20 protein-coding genes are annotated in these 18,063 nt (G+C 69.1%); 6 read left to right on the forward strand and 14 right to left on the reverse strand.

Features of this window, described 5'->3' with window-relative positions; genetic code table 11:
- Positions 1–183 precede the first annotated feature (183 nt).
- Complete coding sequence (locus C7H75_RS14265; RefSeq protein WP_022596423.1) at positions 184–993, forward strand: sigma-70 family RNA polymerase sigma factor; 810 nt, start codon at positions 184–186, stop codon at positions 991–993.
- Between the two features lie 42 nt (positions 994–1,035).
- Here the strand turns inward: C7H75_RS14265 and C7H75_RS14270 are convergent, their stop codons facing one another.
- The 5 genes from C7H75_RS14270 to nadA all read right to left on the reverse strand — a co-directional run bounded on the left by C7H75_RS14270 (position 1,036) and on the right by nadA (position 7,853).
- On the reverse strand, positions 1,036–3,627 hold the full coding sequence (locus C7H75_RS14270) for a LuxR C-terminal-related transcriptional regulator (RefSeq protein ID WP_081122159.1): 2,592 nt from the start codon (positions 3,625–3,627) through the stop codon (positions 1,036–1,038).
- A gap of 139 nt (positions 3,628–3,766) precedes the next feature.
- On the reverse strand, positions 3,767–4,381 hold the full coding sequence (locus C7H75_RS14275; protein WP_084847144.1) for an NAD(P)H-dependent oxidoreductase: 615 nt from the start codon (positions 4,379–4,381) through the stop codon (positions 3,767–3,769).
- 6 nt (positions 4,382–4,387) lie between these two features.
- Positions 4,388–5,248 (reverse strand): carboxylating nicotinate-nucleotide diphosphorylase, encoded by an 861-nt coding sequence (gene nadC, locus C7H75_RS14280; protein WP_081122161.1) that lies wholly within the window; start codon positions 5,246–5,248, stop codon positions 4,388–4,390.
- The gene (locus tag C7H75_RS14285) at positions 5,245–6,822 is read right to left on the reverse strand and encodes an L-aspartate oxidase (RefSeq protein ID WP_013416302.1); all 1,578 of its coding nucleotides are present in this window, start codon (positions 6,820–6,822) and stop codon (positions 5,245–5,247) included. The genes nadC and C7H75_RS14285 overlap by 4 nt, the downstream gene beginning before the upstream one ends.
- A complete protein-coding gene (gene nadA / locus C7H75_RS14290) occupies positions 6,822–7,853 on the reverse strand; it encodes a quinolinate synthase NadA (protein WP_005512645.1) in 1,032 nt (343 codons plus the stop codon). Before nadA ends, C7H75_RS14285 begins: the two co-directional genes overlap by 1 nt.
- 103 nt (positions 7,854–7,956) lie before the next feature.
- Here nadA and C7H75_RS14295 point away from each other — a divergent pair, with 103 nt between their 5' ends.
- Positions 7,957–8,691: an NUDIX hydrolase gene (locus tag C7H75_RS14295; protein ID WP_005512644.1), complete on the forward strand. Its 735-nt coding sequence runs from the start codon at positions 7,957–7,959 to the stop codon at positions 8,689–8,691.
- Between the two features lie 12 nt (positions 8,692–8,703).
- Complete coding sequence (locus tag C7H75_RS14300; RefSeq protein ID WP_232286095.1) at positions 8,704–10,338, forward strand: HNH endonuclease signature motif containing protein; 1,635 nt, start codon at positions 8,704–8,706, stop codon at positions 10,336–10,338.
- Between the two features lie 27 nt (positions 10,339–10,365).
- Here C7H75_RS14300 and C7H75_RS26340 read toward each other — a convergent pair whose 3' ends face one another.
- Together C7H75_RS26340 and C7H75_RS14305 are read right to left on the reverse strand one after the other, a co-directional pair.
- Complete coding sequence (locus C7H75_RS26340) at positions 10,366–10,488, reverse strand: hypothetical protein (RefSeq protein ID WP_262510122.1); 123 nt, start codon at positions 10,486–10,488, stop codon at positions 10,366–10,368.
- 2 nt (positions 10,489–10,490) lie between these two features.
- Entirely contained in the window at positions 10,491–10,820 is a 330-nt protein-coding gene (locus C7H75_RS14305; RefSeq protein WP_106851490.1) for an MFS transporter, read from the reverse strand.
- 104 nt (positions 10,821–10,924) lie between these two features.
- On the opposite strand from C7H75_RS14305, the gene C7H75_RS14310 reads away from it, so the two are divergent.
- On the forward strand, positions 10,925–11,980 hold the full coding sequence (locus C7H75_RS14310; protein ID WP_005512640.1) for a winged helix DNA-binding domain-containing protein: 1,056 nt from the start codon (positions 10,925–10,927) through the stop codon (positions 11,978–11,980).
- A gap of 7 nt (positions 11,981–11,987) precedes the next feature.
- Here the strand turns inward: C7H75_RS14310 and C7H75_RS14315 are convergent, their stop codons facing one another.
- The 3 genes from C7H75_RS14315 to bioB all read right to left on the reverse strand — a co-directional run bounded on the left by C7H75_RS14315 (position 11,988) and on the right by bioB (position 13,814).
- Positions 11,988–12,500 (reverse strand): DUF2567 domain-containing protein, encoded by a 513-nt coding sequence (locus tag C7H75_RS14315; protein ID WP_084924646.1) that lies wholly within the window; start codon positions 12,498–12,500, stop codon positions 11,988–11,990.
- 62 nt (positions 12,501–12,562) lie between these two features.
- Positions 12,563–12,808: a biotin synthase auxiliary protein BsaP gene (gene bsaP, locus C7H75_RS14320; protein WP_005512638.1), complete on the reverse strand. Its 246-nt coding sequence runs from the start codon at positions 12,806–12,808 to the stop codon at positions 12,563–12,565.
- On the reverse strand, positions 12,795–13,814 hold the full coding sequence (gene bioB / locus C7H75_RS14325; RefSeq protein WP_013416308.1) for a biotin synthase BioB: 1,020 nt from the start codon (positions 13,812–13,814) through the stop codon (positions 12,795–12,797). The genes bsaP and bioB overlap by 14 nt, the downstream gene beginning before the upstream one ends.
- Before the next feature lie 187 nt (positions 13,815–14,001).
- On the opposite strand from bioB, the gene C7H75_RS14330 reads away from it, so the two are divergent.
- A complete protein-coding gene (locus C7H75_RS14330; RefSeq protein ID WP_013416309.1) occupies positions 14,002–14,634 on the forward strand; it encodes a TetR/AcrR family transcriptional regulator C-terminal domain-containing protein in 633 nt (210 codons plus the stop codon).
- Between the two features lie 31 nt (positions 14,635–14,665).
- Here C7H75_RS14330 and C7H75_RS14335 read toward each other — a convergent pair whose 3' ends face one another.
- Together C7H75_RS14335 and C7H75_RS14340 are read right to left on the reverse strand one after the other, a co-directional pair.
- The gene (locus C7H75_RS14335; RefSeq protein WP_064078008.1) at positions 14,666–14,989 is read right to left on the reverse strand and encodes a hypothetical protein; all 324 of its coding nucleotides are present in this window, start codon (positions 14,987–14,989) and stop codon (positions 14,666–14,668) included.
- Positions 14,990–15,134: 145 nt separating this feature from the next.
- On the reverse strand, positions 15,135–15,470 hold the full coding sequence (locus C7H75_RS14340; protein ID WP_233281765.1) for a hypothetical protein: 336 nt from the start codon (positions 15,468–15,470) through the stop codon (positions 15,135–15,137).
- A gap of 144 nt (positions 15,471–15,614) precedes the next feature.
- Between C7H75_RS14340 and C7H75_RS14345 the strand changes: the two genes are divergently transcribed.
- Positions 15,615–16,754 carry a lipase family protein gene (locus tag C7H75_RS14345; protein WP_106851491.1) on the forward strand — a complete coding sequence of 380 codons (1,140 nt, stop codon included), beginning with the start codon at positions 15,615–15,617 and terminating at the stop codon, positions 16,752–16,754.
- Positions 16,755–16,770: 16 nt separating this feature from the next.
- Here C7H75_RS14345 and C7H75_RS14350 read toward each other — a convergent pair whose 3' ends face one another.
- Both C7H75_RS14350 and C7H75_RS14355 read right to left on the reverse strand, forming a co-directional pair.
- Entirely contained in the window at positions 16,771–17,517 is a 747-nt protein-coding gene (locus tag C7H75_RS14350; protein WP_106851492.1) for a Mut7-C RNAse domain-containing protein, read from the reverse strand.
- 61 nt (positions 17,518–17,578) lie between these two features.
- A complete protein-coding gene (locus C7H75_RS14355) occupies positions 17,579–17,962 on the reverse strand; it encodes a VOC family protein (RefSeq protein ID WP_013416313.1) in 384 nt (127 codons plus the stop codon).
- Positions 17,963–18,063: the final 101 nt, after the last annotated feature.

The following is an 18,063-nucleotide window of genomic DNA, read 5'->3' on the forward strand; positions in this document are numbered from 1 at the left end:
CCAGACTGGCGACTCGTCCGACACGCCGGACCCGCGTCTTCGAACCGCGCTGCAAATCTCACGCAACAGGTATAGATTTTGTCCTACAGCCGACCGATCAATCCTCAACCGACGGGGGTTCGGATGAGCATCCCGATACCCCCCGCACGCCCGACCTGCCCCTCACCGAGAACAGGATGTGCGATGAGCGACTTCCTCACCGATTACGACGACTCCCGCGAGGCCTGCGACGAGCAGGTTCGCCGCTGCATAGAAGAACTCCGCGACCATTGCGCGTCCGGAGAGACCGACCCCGAGGAACTCCATCGCTGCGTGGACCGACTGTGCGTCGCCGCTCTTCCCATGGCTTACCGCGTCGCCGGCCGGTACCGCAACCGAGGGGTTCCGACAGCCGAGCTCCGCCAGGTGGCGGCCCTCGCCCTGGTCGGAGCGGCCCGCCGGTTCGACCCGAGCAGGGGCACGGACTTCATCCCCTACGCCGTCACATCGGTTCGTGGCGAGATCCGCAAGTACTTCCGCGATTTCACCTGGTCCACCCATGTTCCTCGGCGCCTGCAGGAGAGCCACCTGGCCGTGCGGAACCGGATGGAATCGCTGTCGACCGAACTGGGCCGAACGGTCCGACTGGACGAGGTGGCGCATTCGCTGGGGATGCCGGTGGAGGAAGCCGAGGAAGCTGAGCGCGTGGGCGAGTTGTACTCGTGCGAGTCGCTCGACGCGACGCCGGTGGACGGTTCCGTTCCACGCCTGCACACCACCGGCGATGTCGATGCCGACCTCTCGCGGGTCGAACACCGGCACCTGCTGCGTCGGCTCATGGCCACGCTCGACGAACGCCAGCGCACCCTGTTGTGGCTCCGCTATTTTCACCAGATGTCGCAGTCCGAGATAGCCGAACAGGTGGGGTTGTCCCAGATGCACGTCTCCCGGCTACTGCGGCAGTCGCTCGAGCACCTACGCAGGCAAGCGGACGAGACGGTGGCAGCAGCGTGAGCCGCACCGAACGTGTCCTGGTTGCAGGAGGAGGGCCACGCCTCAGAGAAGCCCGCGCCGCGTGGCCGTCTCCACCGCCTCGGCGCGGCTGGCGACGTCGAGTTTCCGGTAGAGGTTCCGTGTATGCGTGCGAACGGTGTTGAGTGACACGTGCAGCTCGCGGGCGATCTCGCGTAACTGTCTCCCGGTGGCCAGTTCGCCCAGCACGACCTTCTCGGTGCGTGTCAGCCCCGGATTGCGCCCCGCATTGGCATCGAGCAGCTTCGCCCTGACGTGCACGACGAACTCGTGGGTGTGCTCACCGCCGGGTGGGAGCGCTGCGAGCAGTTCGGCGGCGTCGGCAGCGCAGTCGAGGAACGGCATCACGATCCGAGCCGGTTCCGCCAGTTCGAGCGCACGTGAGAGCGCGACGGACGCGTCGTCCGAACGGTGCTCCCGGTTCGCCACCACGGCGTCCAGAAGCCAGGCCCGGACAGCGAGCGCCGGATGCAGCGGCCTGTCGCGGACGGTGGCCAGCAGCTCACCCGCAGCCCCAGTCCGGCCCACGTGCAACTCGACCATCGCCCGCGCCACCACCACGTCGGGGATCTCACCGAAGGCGTCCGCTGCCTTCTCGATCACCTGCGCGGCCGTGTTCGTTCGGCCCGCGTCCAGAACGACTGCCATCGCCGGCGTCACGAGGGTATTGCTCAGCCCGGCCTGCGGACCGCGACTGAGCAATCCGATCAGGGCCCGGCTCACCGCGTCCGCTTCCGCCGTCGTCGGCCGCACCGTGCGCCGCGCCTGCAGGAGCGCGAACGCCACCTCCGCGTGGCCGCCGGAGACCGGCGCACTCGTCCCGTCCGGCCGCGTGCGCCGGGGCGACGTGAGGGCGAGTGCGTGGACCGGGCTGTCGTCGGGCAGCTGCTCGCTCCGAACGTAGGTGTCCATGCATACGGCGGCCGCGCATTGGAAGGCGTCGATCCGGTCGGTGAGACCGTGGGCGGCAGCATATTCGAGCGCGTGCCCGGCTCGCAGGCTCATCGTGGTGAGGTCACCGATCACCCCCGACAGGATCGACAGCCTCGCGAGGGTCCGCAGGATCAGGCGCGGGTGGGCACCGACGTCGCCGAGGGAGAGCGCCTCGCGGAGCAGTCGCTCACTCGACGCCGGGTCACCGAGGAACATGCGCGCGACCGAATGCTGTAGTGCGACGTAGCAGTCCAGATCGGCGCTGCCGCTCGGTCCGCACTCCTCGAACGCGGCGAGCGCATCCTTAGGCATGGCCGATCCACCGATCACGGCGATCTCGACCGACAGAGCCGCCGCGAACGCCGTTGCAGCGGAGGCGGCGCCGCCGGAGGTCGGCGCCGAATCCGGTGCCGCCAGAAAGGCGCGCGCGGCGTCCGGGTAGTTCTGTTCGACGGCGGCGAGCGCGCGCAGGTATCGCACAGCCGGCAGATCGGCGTACCGGGCGCCGAGGAGATTCCAGAGCTCCTCGGTCCGGCCGTCGAACACCACCGTGAGTCCGTGCAGGAGGGCGAGCTCGTCGATCGCCGCCTCATCCCCCAGCGCGACGAGGTGTTCGAGGGCGACGAGCGGCTCGCGCGCCTCGAGGAACCACCGCGCCGCGGTCCGGTGCAACCGGGCCACCCGTTGGGGGTCTCGATCGCGAATTCCTGCGCGGGCATGTGCGCGGATGAGGGGATGCCATCCATACCGGACCCCTGCGGCATCCGACGAACATCTGACGACCGGTACACCGAACTTCTCGCGATCCGACGCCACCCTGTCCACGCTCGCCTCGTCGAGCTGTTCCGCGAGATCGGCGTCGAAGAACTCGACGATGCTGGTGGCCTCGATGAAGCGCAGCAAGTACGCGGGCAGAGCATCGAGCGTTTCTGCCACGACGTACTCCGAGATCCGCTGCGGATAGCGGACGAGATCGGCAATGGCTCCACTCGGATCCGTGTGGTTGGAGAGTCTTATCGCGGCTAGTCGCAGCGGCGCCGCCCACCCACGTGTCAGCTCCAGCAGCGCGTCGAGATCGGACTCGCCGAGCGAGTGCCCGTACTCCTCGACGATCGCGGCGGCCTCGGGCCGGCCGAGCGCCAACTCCTCCCAGCCGATCCAGGTGAGCGTGCCGTCGAGCGCATAGCGGGAGAAGGGCAAGTCGGGGGTTCTCCGGCACGCGACCACCACCGTCGAATGCGCCGGCGCCGAGTCCACGAGGCTCGCCAGCACCCCGAGCGCCACGTCGTCCCGGACCTCGTGGGCGTCGTCGAGTACCAGTACGGTCGGACGTCCCGCCGAGGACAGCCTCTCCCACAGTCCGACAACCCTGCGCCGCAACTCTTCTGCATCGTTGTCGGCGGGTCCGAGTACCAGCCAGGCTATCTCGCGAGCCGCCGTCTCTCTCGCGAGCCAGTCGGCGACCAGCACCGTCTTCCCGGTTCCCGCGGCCGCACTGATCAGGATCTTGTCGGGCACGTCCCGCGCGGCGACCGCATCGAGCATCGCGTAGAGGTCCTCGCGCGGCTGAACCGTGACCGACAGCCGCGGCGGAGGCATCGCCTCGGGAGCGGGTCGATCAGCCGACCGCCCCGCAGGAGAGCCGCCACCGGAAACGTCTCCCGCCGAACTCTGCTGCGCCACATGACTCCTCCGCCGATCCCTGTATGGACTCCCCGACCCACTGAGTCTTATCAGACATTTCGACCAGCTAAGGAAGGTTCAAGATCAACTGTGAGCGAGGCCGCACCATATACCTGTAACTCCAGGTACTCAATAGAATTCAGCGCTCGAACAGAGTCCGAGTCGTCTCCGCGACATCGTCGAGCCAGACGGTCCGCTGCTTCGGTGTCGCATCGGTCACCGGCCTGAGGACGTGGCGTACGAAGGACGGGCCATCGAGATACGGGGCGAGACACCGTCCCCAGATCGCTTCGAGGGGATCCCCGAACACCGCCTCCTCACGTTCGGCGGTGGTGTCCGAGGTGTTCACCACGAGCATCCGCTCGATCGTGACGAGGCTCTCGGGCTCACCGGTCGCGTCGGGCAGACGGTAGGCGACGCCCGGGACCACGACGCGGTCCATCCAGCCGGCGAGTATCGCGGGCGGCTTGCCCCACCAATTCGGGTGGACGACGACGAGACCCCGGGCCTCCCGCAGTTCTGCGCGGTGCCGCCCTACGACGGTGTCGGACTCACGCGCCAGGTACGCCTCGACCGACTCGCCGGTGGTGTATGCCTCCTCGGCCGAGACGATCGGATCGAACTGCTCCGCGTACAGGTCGTGGAACCGGACGTCCGCCCCCGCGTCGGTCAACACCGTCCGGATCCGGTCCGCGATCGCATGGCAGTAGCTGTCTGGGCGTGGGTGCGCGAGCAGCAGCATCACGTGCGACACGGCGGGCTACATGTCCAGACCGAGGTCCAGCACGCTGACCGAGTGAGTCAACGCGCCGACCGCGAGATAGTCGACACCGGTCGCCGCGTAGTCCGAAGCGACGTCGATCGTGAGCCCGCCCGACGACTCGAGCTTCGTCGAGGGCGAGACGGTGTCCCGGCGCTGCACGGCCACCTGCGTCTGCCACAGCGGAAAGTTGTCCAGCAGAACGAGTTCGACACCCTCGGCCAGCACCTCGTCGAGCTGGGTGAGGTCGTCGACCTCCACCTCGCACTCGATGCCCGGTGCGACGGCGCGCACCGCCCGTAGAGCGGCGACCACCGAGCCTGCCGCGGCGACGTGGTTGTCCTTGATGAGCGCCGCGTCACCGAGACCCATCCGATGGTTCACACCTCCACCCACCCGCACCGCGTACTTCTGCAGCCCGCGCATGCCCGGCAGCGTCTTGCGGCTGTCCCGGATCTTGCACTCCGTACCGGCCACGGCGTCCACCCACGCGGACGTCGCGGTCGCGATGCCGGACAGGTGGCACATGAGGTTCAGCATCGTCCGCTCGGCGGTGAGCAGCCCTCGCGTGGGCGCGTTCACGGTGAGCACGGCGTCGCCGGGCTGCACCCGGGTGCCGTCGGCGACGCGGTCGAGTACCTCGTAGTTGCCGGCGCCGATCACCTCGTCGAGTACGAGCAGTCCCACGTCGACGCCCGCGACGGTGCCGACCGAACGCGTCACGACGGCAGCTTTCGCCACGGCACCCTCCGGCACCGTCGCGACCGACGTGATGTCGGGTCCGTAGCGCAGATCCTCGTCGAGCGCGGTGCGCACCAGCGCGAGCGTCTCCTGCGGATCGAGTCGGTCCAGCGTGCTCATCGTGCTCCTGTCGATTCCAGTTCGGGTACTTCGAGTTCACCGTCGCGACCGATTCGCACCTCGATGCTGCGTCGGAACGCGTCGGTCGTGTCCGGGTAGTCGGTGCGGGTGTGGCAGCCGCGGCTCTCCCGGCGAGCGAGGGCCGCCATCACGAGCGCCGACGCCGCGACCGTGAGCGAGGTGTCCTCGAGTGCCGCTCCACTGCCCGCGACCGCTACGCCGCTGCGACCCAATTCGGTTGCGGCGGAGGCGAGCCCATCTCCATCCCGGACCACCGAGGCATGCGCTGTCATGAGCGTCTGCACCGTTTCGCGGGGCGCCCGCCGCCGGAACGGCAGCAGCAGATCGGTCGCCTCGACCCTCAGGTCGGCACGTTCGGCGGCCGCGTGCCCGACGCGCTCGCCCACCACGAGCCCCTCGAGGAGACTGTTCGACGCCAGACGATTGGCGCCGTGCAGACCGGTACGGGCAACCTCACCCGCCGCGAACAGTCCGGGCACCTCCGTCCGCCCGTGCACATCGGTGACGACGCCGCCACACGAGTAGTGCGCGGCTGGGGCGACGGGGATCAACTGCCGGGTCGGATCGATGCCGGCCGCCAGGCACGACGCGGTCACGGTCGGGAACCGCGACGCGAAATTCGTCAGGTGTCGGGCATCGAGATAGACGTGGTCGGTTCCGGTGTCCCGCAAACGCTGCGCGATCGCACGCGAGACCACGTCGCGTGGCGCGAGGTCACCCTGCGTGTGCACGCCGTCGGTGACCGACCGGCCCTCCGCATCGACGAGCCGGGCACCCTCGCCGCGCACCGCCTCACTGATGAGGGGTCGCCGTCCCACCCCGCCGGGTGCGAACAGCACGGTGGGGTGGAACTGCACGAACTCGAGGTCGGCCACGGGCGCGCCGGCCTCGAGCGCCAGCGCGATACCGTCCCCGGTGGCGCCGGGCGGATTGGTACTGCACGAGTACAACTGCCCGAGTCCGCCGGTCGCCAGCACCACGGACGGCGTGTGGATGACGCCGAGCCCCTTGTCCGACAACACGATCAGGCCGGTCACCCCGTGCGGGTCGGTGGTCACGCGCGCGGCGGCCGCACCGAAGAGCACCGGCATCCCGGCCGCGTTCAGCGCACGCTGCACCTCGGCACCCGTTGCGTCGCCGCCGGCGTGCACGATGCGCCGCGTACTGTGCCCACCCTCGCGGGTGCGGGCCACGGTGCCGTCGGCTCCGACGTCGAAGACGGCGCCCAGCGCGGTCAGCGCGGCGAACGCCTCCCGGCCGGCGGACACGATCGACCGGACGGCGGCCTCGTCGCACAGTCCGACGCCCGCGACGCAGGTGTCGCCGGTGTGCGAGTCGACCGAGTCGGTCCGCGGATCGCCGACCACGGCGATGCCACCTTGCGCGTACTGCGTCGCGGTGTCGGTAGGCCCGCCCTTGCTCACCACGAGAACCTGCAGACCGCGTTCTGCGGCCACCCGCGCGGCCGTCAGCCCCGCGACCCCTCCCCCGACGACCACGACATCGGCGCGCGCCTCCCACACGACGCCGTCACCCCCGGGACCGGCGACCATTACTCCCCGCCGCCGGGGTTCCCGATCTCGATCATGCGCTGCACGGACTTTCGCGCCCGCTCGGCCACATCGGGGGCGACGTGGACCTCGTCCTTACCCTCGACGAGGCAGCGCAGCAACGCGGCCGGGGTGATCATCTTCATGTACGGGCACGAAGCACGGTCATTGACGGCCTGGAAGTCCACGCCCGGCGCGGCCTTGCGCAGCTGGTGCAGCATGCCGACCTCGGTGGCGACGAGAACCTGCTTGGCACCGGTCTCACGGGCAGCGTCGAGCATGCCGCCGGTCGAGAGGATCTTGACCTTGTCCTCGGGCACGAAGCCCTCGCCCGCGAGGTAGAGCGCGGACGTGGCGCAGCCGCACTCGGGATGCACGAACAGCTCGGCGTCCGGGTGACTCTTGGACTTCGCGGTGAGCTCGTCACCGTTGATGCCGGCGTGGACGTGGCACTCCCCCGCCCAGATGTGCATGTTCTCGCGGCCGGTCACCCGCTTGACGTGGGCGCCGAGGAACTGGTCCGGCAGGAACAGCACCTCGCGGTCGGGATCGATCGAGGCGACGACGTCGACGGCGTTGGACGACGTGCAGCAGATGTCGGTCAGGCCCTTCACCTCTGCGGTGGTATTGACGTAGGACACCACCAGTGCGTCGGGGTGCTCGGCCTTCCACTCCCGGAGCTGCTCGGCGGTGATCGAGTCGGCGAGCGAGCAGCCGGCCCGCTCGTCCGGGATCAGCACGGTCTTCTCCGGGCTCAGGATCTTGGCGGTCTCGGCCATGAAGTGGACGCCGCAGAAGACGATCGTGCCCTCTTCCGCTTCGGCGGCGATCCGCGAGAGCGCCAGCGAGTCACCGACGTGGTCGGCCACGTCCTGGATCTCGGGCAGCTGGTAGTTGTGCGCCAGGATCGTGGCGTTGCGCGCCTTCGCCAGACGGCGCACCTCGGCAGCCCACTCGGGCCCGCCCTCGACACCGGTGTACCCACCGGGGCCGTCCACGATCTGTCCCGCACCCGCCCACATCGTCGAGGTCATGGCCACTCCTTCTTTCGAAGCCTGTTCGACGGCTCCGTCACTACAACCCGGGCGGGCTGGCCCGAATTTCCGAAATCGAGGTTTTCGACTTAGGATCGAAAACATGCCACATAGTAGCACCGTCCACGAAGTGCTCACCGCGGTGTTCCAGGTTCGGCCCGCTACCGAGACCATCTCCGCAGGTGACGGCCATCACGGCCCCAACGGGTGCCGCGGCGACGAACTGATGGTGCTGCTGTGGCAGCGCGCCCTCGATCCCCAGAAAGGCACGTGGTCGCTACCCGGCGGGACACTGCGCATCGACGAGGACCTGAAAACCTCGGCCCGTAGACAGTTGGCCGAGAAGGTCGACGTCCGCGAGGTGGCCCACCTCGAGCAATTGTCGGTCTTCAGCGATCCCCACCGCGTCCCCGGCGACCGCCGAATCGCCTCCACCTACCTGGGCCTGGTCCCCCTCCCCGCCGATCCACAACTCCCGGCGGACACGGCCTGGCACCCGGTCTCCGCGCTTCCGGAGATGTCCTTCGACCACGGGACGGTGGTCGAGCACGCGCGCACGCGGTTGGCCGCGAAACTGTCGTACACCAACATCGCGTTCGCCCTGGCGCCCGACGAGTTCACGATGTCGACCCTGCGCGAAATCTATTGCGCCGCTCTCGGTTACCAGGTGGACACGACGAACCTGCAGCGAGTCCTGACCCGACGCGGCGTCATCACCGCCACCGGCAACACCGCCCGATCGGGGCGCACCGGCGGCAGACCCGCAGCGCTCTACCGCTTCACCGAGTCGCAACTGCGGGTGACCGACGAATTCGCGGCGCTTCGTCCCCCGGTCTGAGTTCGCCCCACTTTGTCGGCACGTCCGATTACACTCGAAACTATGTTCGAAGCGGGTGGTGCGAGTGGAGGCGTGGAAGCGGCTGACGCCGCCGAGCTGCTCACCGCCCGGCATGCCCGGATCGCACGGGAGCAGTGCCTCGAGATCGAGTCGGTGACCGATCTGTTCATCGTCCGGTGCGAGGAGGACGCCCGGGCGGGCCGGAACGAAGCACGTCACGGCGAGTTCGCTCACGTCGAAGTCGCCGGGATTCTCGGGCTGACGGAGTCGGCGGCGCAGCGGATGATCGGCCTCGGCTGCGATCTGCGGTGGCGGCTGAGCCGGGTCCGGGCGGCGTTCGCTGCCGGGCGGATCGACCTCGCGAAAGCACATGCCCTAGCCGAAATCCTCGCGAAGGTCTCCGACGAGGTGCTCGCCGAGATCGAGGAACGACTACTCGACGGTGCCGACCGGACGAGTACCACCCGGCTGAGGAATCGGGGACGACGCCTGATCGCCCGCCTGGATCCGGAGGGTGCACGCGAACGCCGGAGGCGCGCCACCGCGGATCGCGACGCGCGCGTCATCGCCCGTGACGATGGGATGGCCGAGGTCGACGGTCTGCTGCCCGCCGCGGGTGGCCGGATCCTGGCCGGTCGGCTCCGGGCGATGTGTTTCGACGTGTGCGCCAAGGATCCGCGCACCGATGCGCAGCGCCGCGCCGACGCATTGGTCGCGCTCGCTTCGGGGCACACACACCTCGACTGCACTTGCGGGCGCGACGACTGCGCCACCCACGCGCGCTTTCCCACGCGTGACGATCGCCCCACCCGTTCGGGCGTCTCGGTGCAGGTCCTGGTCGGCGTCGACGCGTCGACACTGCTCGGGCTCGACGACGCCCCCGGCTACCTGTTCGGCCACGGCCCCATCGACGCCGATCTGGCGCGGGATCTCGCTGCGGACGGCACGTGGAAACGGGTGCTCACCCTCACCGATCGCGATCGCGATCGGCTCGCATCAGCGACAGCCTGTTCGACAGGCCCGGTCGTCGGTGTCGGCTCCCCACTTCCGCCGCCGCGACAGGCACCCGCCGATGTCGCGGTGCGCCTTCGCGAACGCACATACCGACCTAGCCGCCAGCTTGCGGAGACCGTGCGGATCCGGGACGGCGGGTGTCGTTTCCCGAACTGCACCGTCCAAGCCAGTGCGTGCGATATCGACCACACGGTCGCGTTCGATCACGACGAACCCGCACGCGGTGGACCCACTACCGAAGCGAACCTCGCGTGCTTGTGTCGCAAACACCATCGGCTGAAAACGCTCGGCCACTGGGCCGTCCGGCAGATCGGCGGCGGAAGGTTGGAGTGGTCGGGTCCCTCGGGGCGGCCCGTCGTCACCGAACCCTATGGGCCGTTCACCGATACAGGCCTGCGCGAGATCTCTGCAGGAATCAGCGCCGAACTCCTGGACAGAGTCACCGACAGTGCCACTGTGGCGGCGTTGAACTACTCACGCGCCGAACTCGATCTCGACTACCTCCTCGACGTCCACATCCCGCCTCGACAACGCCGGCGCCGCGGGCACACCCCGCGCCACGGCGGTTCACGGACGACGATCGAGCCCGAAACATCGCTGTCCGCAACTGCTGACGATTCGCCGCCGTTCTGATCGAAATCAATTCGACGACAAACTATTTCAAACGACGAGTGCGATCGGCTGCCGCCCGTCGACACCGTTGGAGGCGAGTTCGAGCGCCTCGGTCGCCGCAAGCACCGCGATGCACGAAGCGTCACGGGCGAGCCCGACGGTCGTGAACACGGTCAGCGGTCGGCATCCGCGTAGCGGAAAGCGGCGACCGACAGCAGCGCGATTGCACGTGCAGATCGACGTCCGGAAAGGTGTTCCCGAGCCACGGCCATCATCAGCGCCGTGAGTCCGAGTCCCACCCCCTGCGCCGCGCGCCCGATCAACAGGACCGGGAACGGCACCGGAAGCGCCGTCAGCGCGCCGCCCGCGGCGACAATCGTCAGCGTCCAGATCACCACCGCACGACGACGCGGGCCCGACCCGAGCCGACTGAGGATCGGCGTGCTCACGGCACCCGAGAGCAGCCGGACGGTCAACGTCCACTGCGCCGCAGCGAGAGGCACGTGATAGTCGCGCTCCGCGTCGACATCACGGTCGGAGCCTACGACCGTCGAATCCCGCGTGCTCGGCGCCGCGACTTGTCGGGCTGCGGCACTACATTCGTTCCATGACGACGCCCCGGGAGCTCGCCCTGATGCGCCTCGTGGCGCAGCGGATCTCCGGTCCTGCCTGCCCTTCGGCCGCGGAGGCCGTGCGCTGGCTCACCGCGGCGCAGGCGCAGGATTTCCCCGGAGCAATCACCTCGATCGCCGCCAGGGCCGGGGGCGGTGGCCGGAAGTCGATGCTCGACGCCCTGAACAGCGCAGAGGTGGTGCGCTCGTGGCCGATGCGGGGCACGCTGCATTTCGTCGCCGCGGAGGATCTGCGGTGGATGCTCGCACTCACCGGCGCGCGGACGCTGTCGAGTGCACGAGCCCGCCACCGGGCCCTCGACATCGACGACGCCGCGGTCGACCACGCCGGCACCATCGCACGAGAGGCGCTCGCCGACGGCAGCCTCGGGCGATCAGAACTGATGCAGTCCTGGGAGCGGGCCGGGATTCCGACGGCGAATCAGCGCGGACAGCACCTGTTGTGGACGCTGGCACTAACCGCAGTGGTGTGTCTGGGCCCGGTCGACGGCGGCACACAACAGGTGGTGTCGTTCGACGACTGGATCGGCAGCTCACGCGAACTCGACGGTGACGAGGCACTCGGCGAGTGGGCGTTACGGTACTTCCGCAGCCACGGACCGGCGACGGTGGACGACTTCGTGTGGTGGACGAAACTGACCGTCCGGCAGGCACGTGCAGGTCTGGCGTCGGCGGCCGAGCGTCTCGAACGGATCGTGGTCGACGGGGTCGACTACTACCTCGACCCGGCGACGCCCGATCTGCTCGCGGCGCATCGTCGACAGGCGCGCGGGGTCTTCCTGCTACCCGGATTCGACGAGTTCATCCTCGGTTACCGTGATCGCGGAGCCGCCGTGGATCCCGCGTTCCAGCCGCGGCTGCAACCGGGAAACAACGGCATGTTCAGCCCCACCGTCGTCGCGAACGGCCGGGTGGTGGGCACGTGGAAACGGCGTCGCGGTGCGGCCGGCGGCATCGACGCCACGCCGTTCACCGCGTTCGACGCACGCACGGAAAAGGCGATCCCCCGGGCGTATTCGGCACTGGCGTGACGCACCCCTACGGGCTCTCGGCCACGTCCGCCCGTTCGGGATCGGTCGCCGCGGATGTCTCCGCCGTGCCCCCGGCACCGAGGTCGTCGTCGGGGCTGAGTGACACCAACAGCAGATAGACCAGAGCCGCCGCGAGTGGCTGGACGATGAGCACCAACGGCGTCGACACGCCCGGGGCCGCCGCGATCACCGAGTCCACGGCGGGACCGGTGACCTCCGGGTAACGCAGTCGCGCAACGCCCATCCCTACCAGTGCAGCCACACCCGAACCCGCCACGGAACCGCAAACCAGAGCAGCCATCGCTCCCGGCCCACGGGAGCGCCGCATGCCCCACACCACGACCGCCGACAGCACCCCCACGACGATCGTGGTGCCGACGAAGATCGCGAGGGCATCGAACCGGTGCAGATTCTCGGTGGTGAGCACGACCCCGCGGTCCTCGGCGACGACGAGCATGTGCACCGCCGGTGCGAGCAGCGCCCAGATCATCCCGGCCGGCACACCGAGCAGCACCGACACGACGACGATCCTTACCAAGGCTCGCGATCGGCGGTGTCGGGGTGGAGTCACACCACGCGACGTTACCTGCGACCGAGCAGGGTCGAGTCGAGGACACCGTGCCGGGAGCACTTCGCCCACCAGCCGTCGGGGCTGACCTGGACGATCATGCGTCGACCGCACTGCTCGCAGAAACGTGGCGGCTCGAGGCCGAGTTGCGCCGCGGTGGGCGTGGCGTCGTCGACGCCCGGGACGACCCGGCGCCCTGTGAACGGGTTGTAGCGCTCGCCCGCGGGCACGATCTCCGCCGCGGCGTCAGAGGGTGGCATTGAGCGCCTTGATGGGCATCTCGAGATCCACCAGTAGATCCAGGTCGCTCTCGGCGGGACGTCCGAGGGTCGTCAGGTAGTTGCCGACGATGACCGCGTTGATTCCGCCGAGCATGCCCTGCTTGGCGCCGAGGTCGCCGAGGGTGATCTCGCGGCCGCCGGCGAAACGCAGGATCGTGCGGGGAAGTGCGAGCCGGAAAGCGGCCACCGACTTGAGGGCCTCGCCAGCGGGCAGCACGTCGAGGTCACCGAACGGGGTGCCCGGGCGCGGGTTGAAGAAGTTCAGCGGGACCTCGTCGGGCTCGAGCGCGGCGAGGTTCGCAGCGAATTCGGCCCGCTGCTCGACGCTCTCCCCCATGCCGAGGATGCCGCCGCAGCACACCTCCATGCCCGCCTCGCGGACCATGCGCAGCGTGTCCCACCGCTCCTCCCACGTGTGGGTGGTGACCACGTTGGGGAAGTACGACTCGGCCGTCTCGAGGTTGTGGTTGTAGCGATGCACACCCATCGCCGCGAGCTGGTTCACCTGCTCCTGCGTGAGCATGCCGAGCGAACAGGCGATCTGGATGTCGACCTCATTGCGGATCGCCTCGATCCCCGCCGCGACCTGGGCGAGCAGCTTTTCGTCCGGACCTCGGACGGCGGCGACGATGCAGAACTCGGTGGCACCGGTCTTGGCGGTCTGCTTCGCCGCCTCGACCAGACTCGGGATGTCGAGCCACGCGGCGCGGACGGGCGACTGGAAGAGGCCGGACTGCGAGCAGAAGTGGCAGTCCTCGGGGCAACCACCGGTCTTGAGGCTGATGATGCCCTCGACCTCCACCTCGGGTCCGCACCACTTCATGCGCACGTCGTGCGCGAGGGCGAGCAGTTCTTCGAGGCGGTCGTCGCCGAGGCGCAGCACCTCGAGCACCTGTTCCTGATTCAGCGCTTCACCACGCTCGAGTACCTGTTCACGGGCGGCCGCGAGAATGTCGAGATCGAGAACGTCGGGGGCGCTGGTCACTGCAAACTCCTCGGGTGCGGCCAGTCCCGACACCCGGGACCTGACGACTACAGCAGCTGTATCGATGCCGGACTTGAACACCGTACAAGTTGAACGACGTTCACGTTAGAGCCGCGGTGGATTAGTGTCAAAGGAACAGGCCGAACGCGACAACCCGCGGCCCGACCCGATGCGGAGGAGTGAGGCAGTGCAGCTGCGACGCGGCGACGTCCTCGACGGCGCGATGGCGATCCTCGACGAGTACGGTCTCGCCGATCTCACGATGCGCCGGCTCGCGACCTCGCTGGGCGTCCAGCCGGGCGCGCTGTACTGGCATTTCCCGAACAAGCAGACCCTGCTCGGTGCTATGGCCGACCGGATTCTCGAGGGCGTCGACGCCCCGGTGTCGTCGGAGCGGTGGGACGACGGGATCGCCGAGCTCGCTCATCGTCTGCGCACGGCGCTGCTGGCGCACCGCGACGGGGCCGAACTGGTCGCGGCGACGTACGCGTCGCGGATGACGTCGACCCTGGCCCGGGAGAGTTTCGTGGGCGCGGGCGTGCGCGCCGGTCTCCCCCGACCGTATGCCGAGCTGGCCGCGTACACGCTGCTCTACTTCGTCCTCGGGCACACCGTCGACGAACAGTCCCGGGCCCAGATGGAGGCGGTCGGCGCCCTCACTCGGGCGCCCGCGTCACCCGACACCGAAACGGCCGCCGACGTCGGTTCCGACGACGACTTGCTCGACGGCGACCCGCAGGTCCGGTTCGACTTCGGACTGGCCCTGTTCATCGACGGCGTGCGCGCCCGGTTGGCGACCGGTTCCCCGGCCGCCCGCTGAGAAATCCGTCGGGCGCCTCTGCCGTCGGCAGCTAGGCGGTGGGGCGGCCGATCGCGAACGCGGCGATCGCGGTACACACTGCCGTGAATCCGCCGACCACCAACCCGTCGGTCGTCGACCGCGAGCACCACCACGTCAGCCCGCCGGGGAACACCCCCGACGCGACGACGACGGCGTCGACCAGACGGACCGCTCCGGCGCGTGCGCGGCGGGCAGAGGTGTCGGAATCCGCCGGCGGGTGCCCGGGACGAGCAGAGGGCGGCAGATCGGCGGTCAGAAAGTCCGGTCCGCGGAACTCGGGAGGAACTTCGGTACGAGGAGGATTCCGATACGGCATCGCATACTCACCGTCCATGGTGGAGGGCTGGCACGGAGCTACGGTTCGAACTCGCTCGCCGGGTCCGCCCACAGAATAGTCCGCCGCGGCGCCGCTTCGACAGGACTCGAGACGGAAACCACAGCAACGCTGCGGCTTCGGGGCGAATCGGGAAGTGCGCCAGTCAGTGAGCGTCCGCGCGACGTTCGCTGACGGCAACGCAGATGTCGCGATCGACGGCGACCGCCCGAGCGGTGTCGACGTCCCCCACCGCGAGCAGTTCACGTTCGCGGTCGGTCAGCGCCTGGATGGCACGCCCGAGTTCGTCGTCGTCCATCGCCCACGCCGCGGCATGCACCGGGGACGTTCGGGTGCGACTCCGCGTGCGCCATTCGTGCCACCCGAACCACCCGAGCAGTACCACCATCGCGAGGAGGGGCACCATCGCCAACAGCACGAGCCACGTCGGCGGCGTCGTCATCTCACCCGAATACACACCCGGATACTCGCCAGGCCCCATGAACACCCCCCGAAACGAAACTGCGCCCAGAGCTTTCGATGGTAGCGCCGGCGAATCCCGAGCGAAGATCGCGTCCCAGCCAGCAGAATGGGTGGTGTAGCGCACAACAGAGCACCGTCCCGGCGACGTCTGCGAGGTGACGCGATGACCGGAGCGCTCGCCCACCGGGCCGCGGTTGCGATGGTGACCACGGCGGCAGCCGTCGTGCTCGCGGGTTCTCCCCCGGCGCAGGCGCAAACTCCGGACGTCGCGTCGACGCCGGGGGCCGTCACCGCGGTGGAAATGCTTCCGGCATCGTCGTGGATCCCGGGGGCAGTCACCGGCACCAAGGTCACCTACACCACCACCGGACCGCTGGGCCGATCGGCGACCAGCACCGGTGCCGTCTTCCTCCCTCCCGGAGAGCCGCCGCCCGGCGGCTGGCCGGTCGTCTCGTGGGCGCACGGAACCGTGGGGATCGCCGACCGGTGCTCCCCCACCGTCACCGGGAAGATCGGTGGACCGTATCTCGCGCACTGGCTTTCGCAGGGTTACGCGGTCGTCGCCACCGACTACGTCGGTCTCGGAACGCCCGGGCTGCACCCGTACCTCGACGGGCCCACCGAAGCGAACAGCGTGATCGACATGGTGCGGGCGGCGCGGGCGGTAGAACCCGCCCTGTCTCCGCGGTGGATCGTGCTCGGACAGTCCCAGGGCGGCCAGGCCGCGCTGTTCACCGCGGCGCGTGCAACGGGTCGTGCACCGGAGCTCGACTTCCGGGGGACCGTCGCGACCGGCGCTCCGTCGAATCTCGAGAACTTGACGACGCTCGTCACGCCGGGATTTCCCCGGCTCCCGCTCGAGGGCAGCACGGTGTTCGTGTCGTACATTCTCGCCGGGCTGCGGGCGGCCCGGCCGGACATCGACGTCGATCGGTTCCTCACGCCGGTCGGCCGCGATGCCCTCGCGGCCGCCGAGACCGAGTGCTACGAGACGATGGCCCCGAAGCTGGCGGGCGTCTCGATCGGCAGCCTCGTGTCGCGTCCGCTCGACGATCCTGCGCTGCTCGCCGCGGTCCGCGACATGCTCGAGGTCCCCACTACCGGGTACGACAGGCCGGTGTTCCTGGGACAGGGACTGACCGACGACATCGTGCCCGCACCGCTCGTGCTCAAGCTGGCCGCGGAGCTGACCGCCAATCGGCAGCCGGTGACGTTCCGGACCTACCCGACCGGCCACCTCGAGACCATGCGCGCCTCTCTGCCCGAGACGACCGCGTTCGTGCGTGACCTCTTCACGCGGTGATCTCGGCGTGAACAGGTCAGAACCACACTCCGATCTCCGCCAACCGGGCCCGCAGCCGCGCCAGATGGCCACCCGGCCAGTACACCTGGCCGCAGTCCCCACACCGGCTGAACCGGCGCTGCTCGCGCAGCACACCTCCGGGCACCCGGCCGCGGGCCATGGCGGGCGTCGACGGCGCGATGAGCCCGTTGCAGCGCGCACACCGAGTGAGCGGCGCGATACGCGAGTGCAGCCGGAACCGATCGAGGACCTCCCGCAGTTGCAGCCGCGAGTCCGTCTCGTGCAGAAAGCCTCCGTAGACGAGCGCGGCACGTTCGAGCAGTCCGACGTCCCTGGTGAGCAGCACGCGGTCCTGGCCGCGGGACACTGCGAGCAATTCGTCGTCCGAGCGATCGTTCGAGTACACGCTGTCGAACCCGAGCAGGCGCAGATAGCGGGCGAGGCGACCGAGGTGCACGTCGAGCACGAACCGCGGCTCCCCCAGCGGCGGGCGCAGTGGCGCGATGTCGCCCAGGTCCAGGGACTGGAACGGCGGGTACACGGCGACCCGTTCGCCGCCGGTCAGCAGCCCGTCGAAGCCGACCGGCACGCCGTCCACGACGATCAGATCTACCTCGGTGTGGGGAACGCCCAGCGATTCGATCCGGTCCTTGACCGACGGTGTTCCGGCGAACACGTGGGGAACGGTTCGCCGGCGCGCCGGTGGTCGCAGGAAGTCGTTCAGCTCCCCGTAGAACCGGAACTCGCAGTGCTGCATCGTCATCGCCGTATCGCCCCGACCGAGCGCCGACCGGCCGACTGTCCCGGCGTCGCCCGGCGTGTGGTCATCCTCCGGAACCGTAAGGCCGGGTGATGATCTCGAGATTGTGGCCGTCCGGGTCGTGGAAGTAGACGCCGCGGCCGCCGTCGTTGTGGTTGATCTCGCCGGGTCGTGTCTTGCGCGGATCGGCCCAGTGCTCCATTCCCCGCGCACGGATCCGGCCGTAGATGCTGTCGAAATCCGCTTCCGAGACGAGGAATGCGTAATGCTGCGCAAGCACGTCGACCGGCGACGTCGCGAAGTCGAGCGTAACCCCGTTGTCGAGAGCTACCGCCAGGAACGGACCGGCCGCCACGGGGTCGGGAAGACCGAACAGCTCGGTGAAGAAGTGCGCGGACACGGCTCTGTCCCGCGAGAACACGATGGTGTGGTTGAACGAGATCGTCATGGAAGACCCCTCGAGATTCGACGCCTCCATGCCTGACGCAGTCCGCCATCGACACGCGACGCTGCCCACCATGAAAGCACCGGATCGGCGCCCGCCGCAAG

It is taken from the genome of Rhodococcus (subgen. Prescottella) equi (assembly GCF_003013675.1).
Classification (GTDB): Bacteria; Actinomycetota; Actinomycetes; order Mycobacteriales; family Mycobacteriaceae; genus Prescottella; species Prescottella equi.

Coding starts and splice junctions, on each gene's coding strand:
- nadA (WP_005512645.1), bottom strand. CDS start 7,853: ATGACCTCGACGATGTGGGCGGGTGCGGGACAGATCGTGGACGGCCCC.
- C7H75_RS14355 (WP_013416313.1), bottom strand. CDS start 17,962: ATGACGATCTCGTTCAACCACACCATCGTGTTCTCGCGGGACAGAGCC.
- C7H75_RS14310 (WP_005512640.1), top strand. CDS start 10,925: ATGACGACGCCCCGGGAGCTCGCCCTGATGCGCCTCGTGGCGCAGCGG.
- C7H75_RS14345 (WP_106851491.1), top strand. CDS start 15,615: ATGACCGGAGCGCTCGCCCACCGGGCCGCGGTTGCGATGGTGACCACG.
- bsaP (WP_005512638.1), bottom strand. CDS start 12,808: ATGCCACCCTCTGACGCCGCGGCGGAGATCGTGCCCGCGGGCGAGCGC.
- C7H75_RS14340 (WP_233281765.1), bottom strand. CDS start 15,470: ATGGGGCCTGGCGAGTATCCGGGTGTGTATTCGGGTGAGATGACGACG.
- C7H75_RS14265 (WP_022596423.1), top strand. CDS start 184: ATGAGCGACTTCCTCACCGATTACGACGACTCCCGCGAGGCCTGCGAC.
- C7H75_RS14335 (WP_064078008.1), bottom strand. CDS start 14,989: ATGGACGGTGAGTATGCGATGCCGTATCGGAATCCTCCTCGTACCGAA.
- C7H75_RS14350 (WP_106851492.1), bottom strand. CDS start 17,517: ATGACGATGCAGCACTGCGAGTTCCGGTTCTACGGGGAGCTGAACGAC.
- C7H75_RS14295 (WP_005512644.1), top strand. CDS start 7,957: ATGCCACATAGTAGCACCGTCCACGAAGTGCTCACCGCGGTGTTCCAG.
- C7H75_RS14285 (WP_013416302.1), bottom strand. CDS start 6,822: ATGGTCGCCGGTCCCGGGGGTGACGGCGTCGTGTGGGAGGCGCGCGCC.
- nadC (WP_081122161.1), bottom strand. CDS start 5,248: ATGAGCACGCTGGACCGACTCGATCCGCAGGAGACGCTCGCGCTGGTG.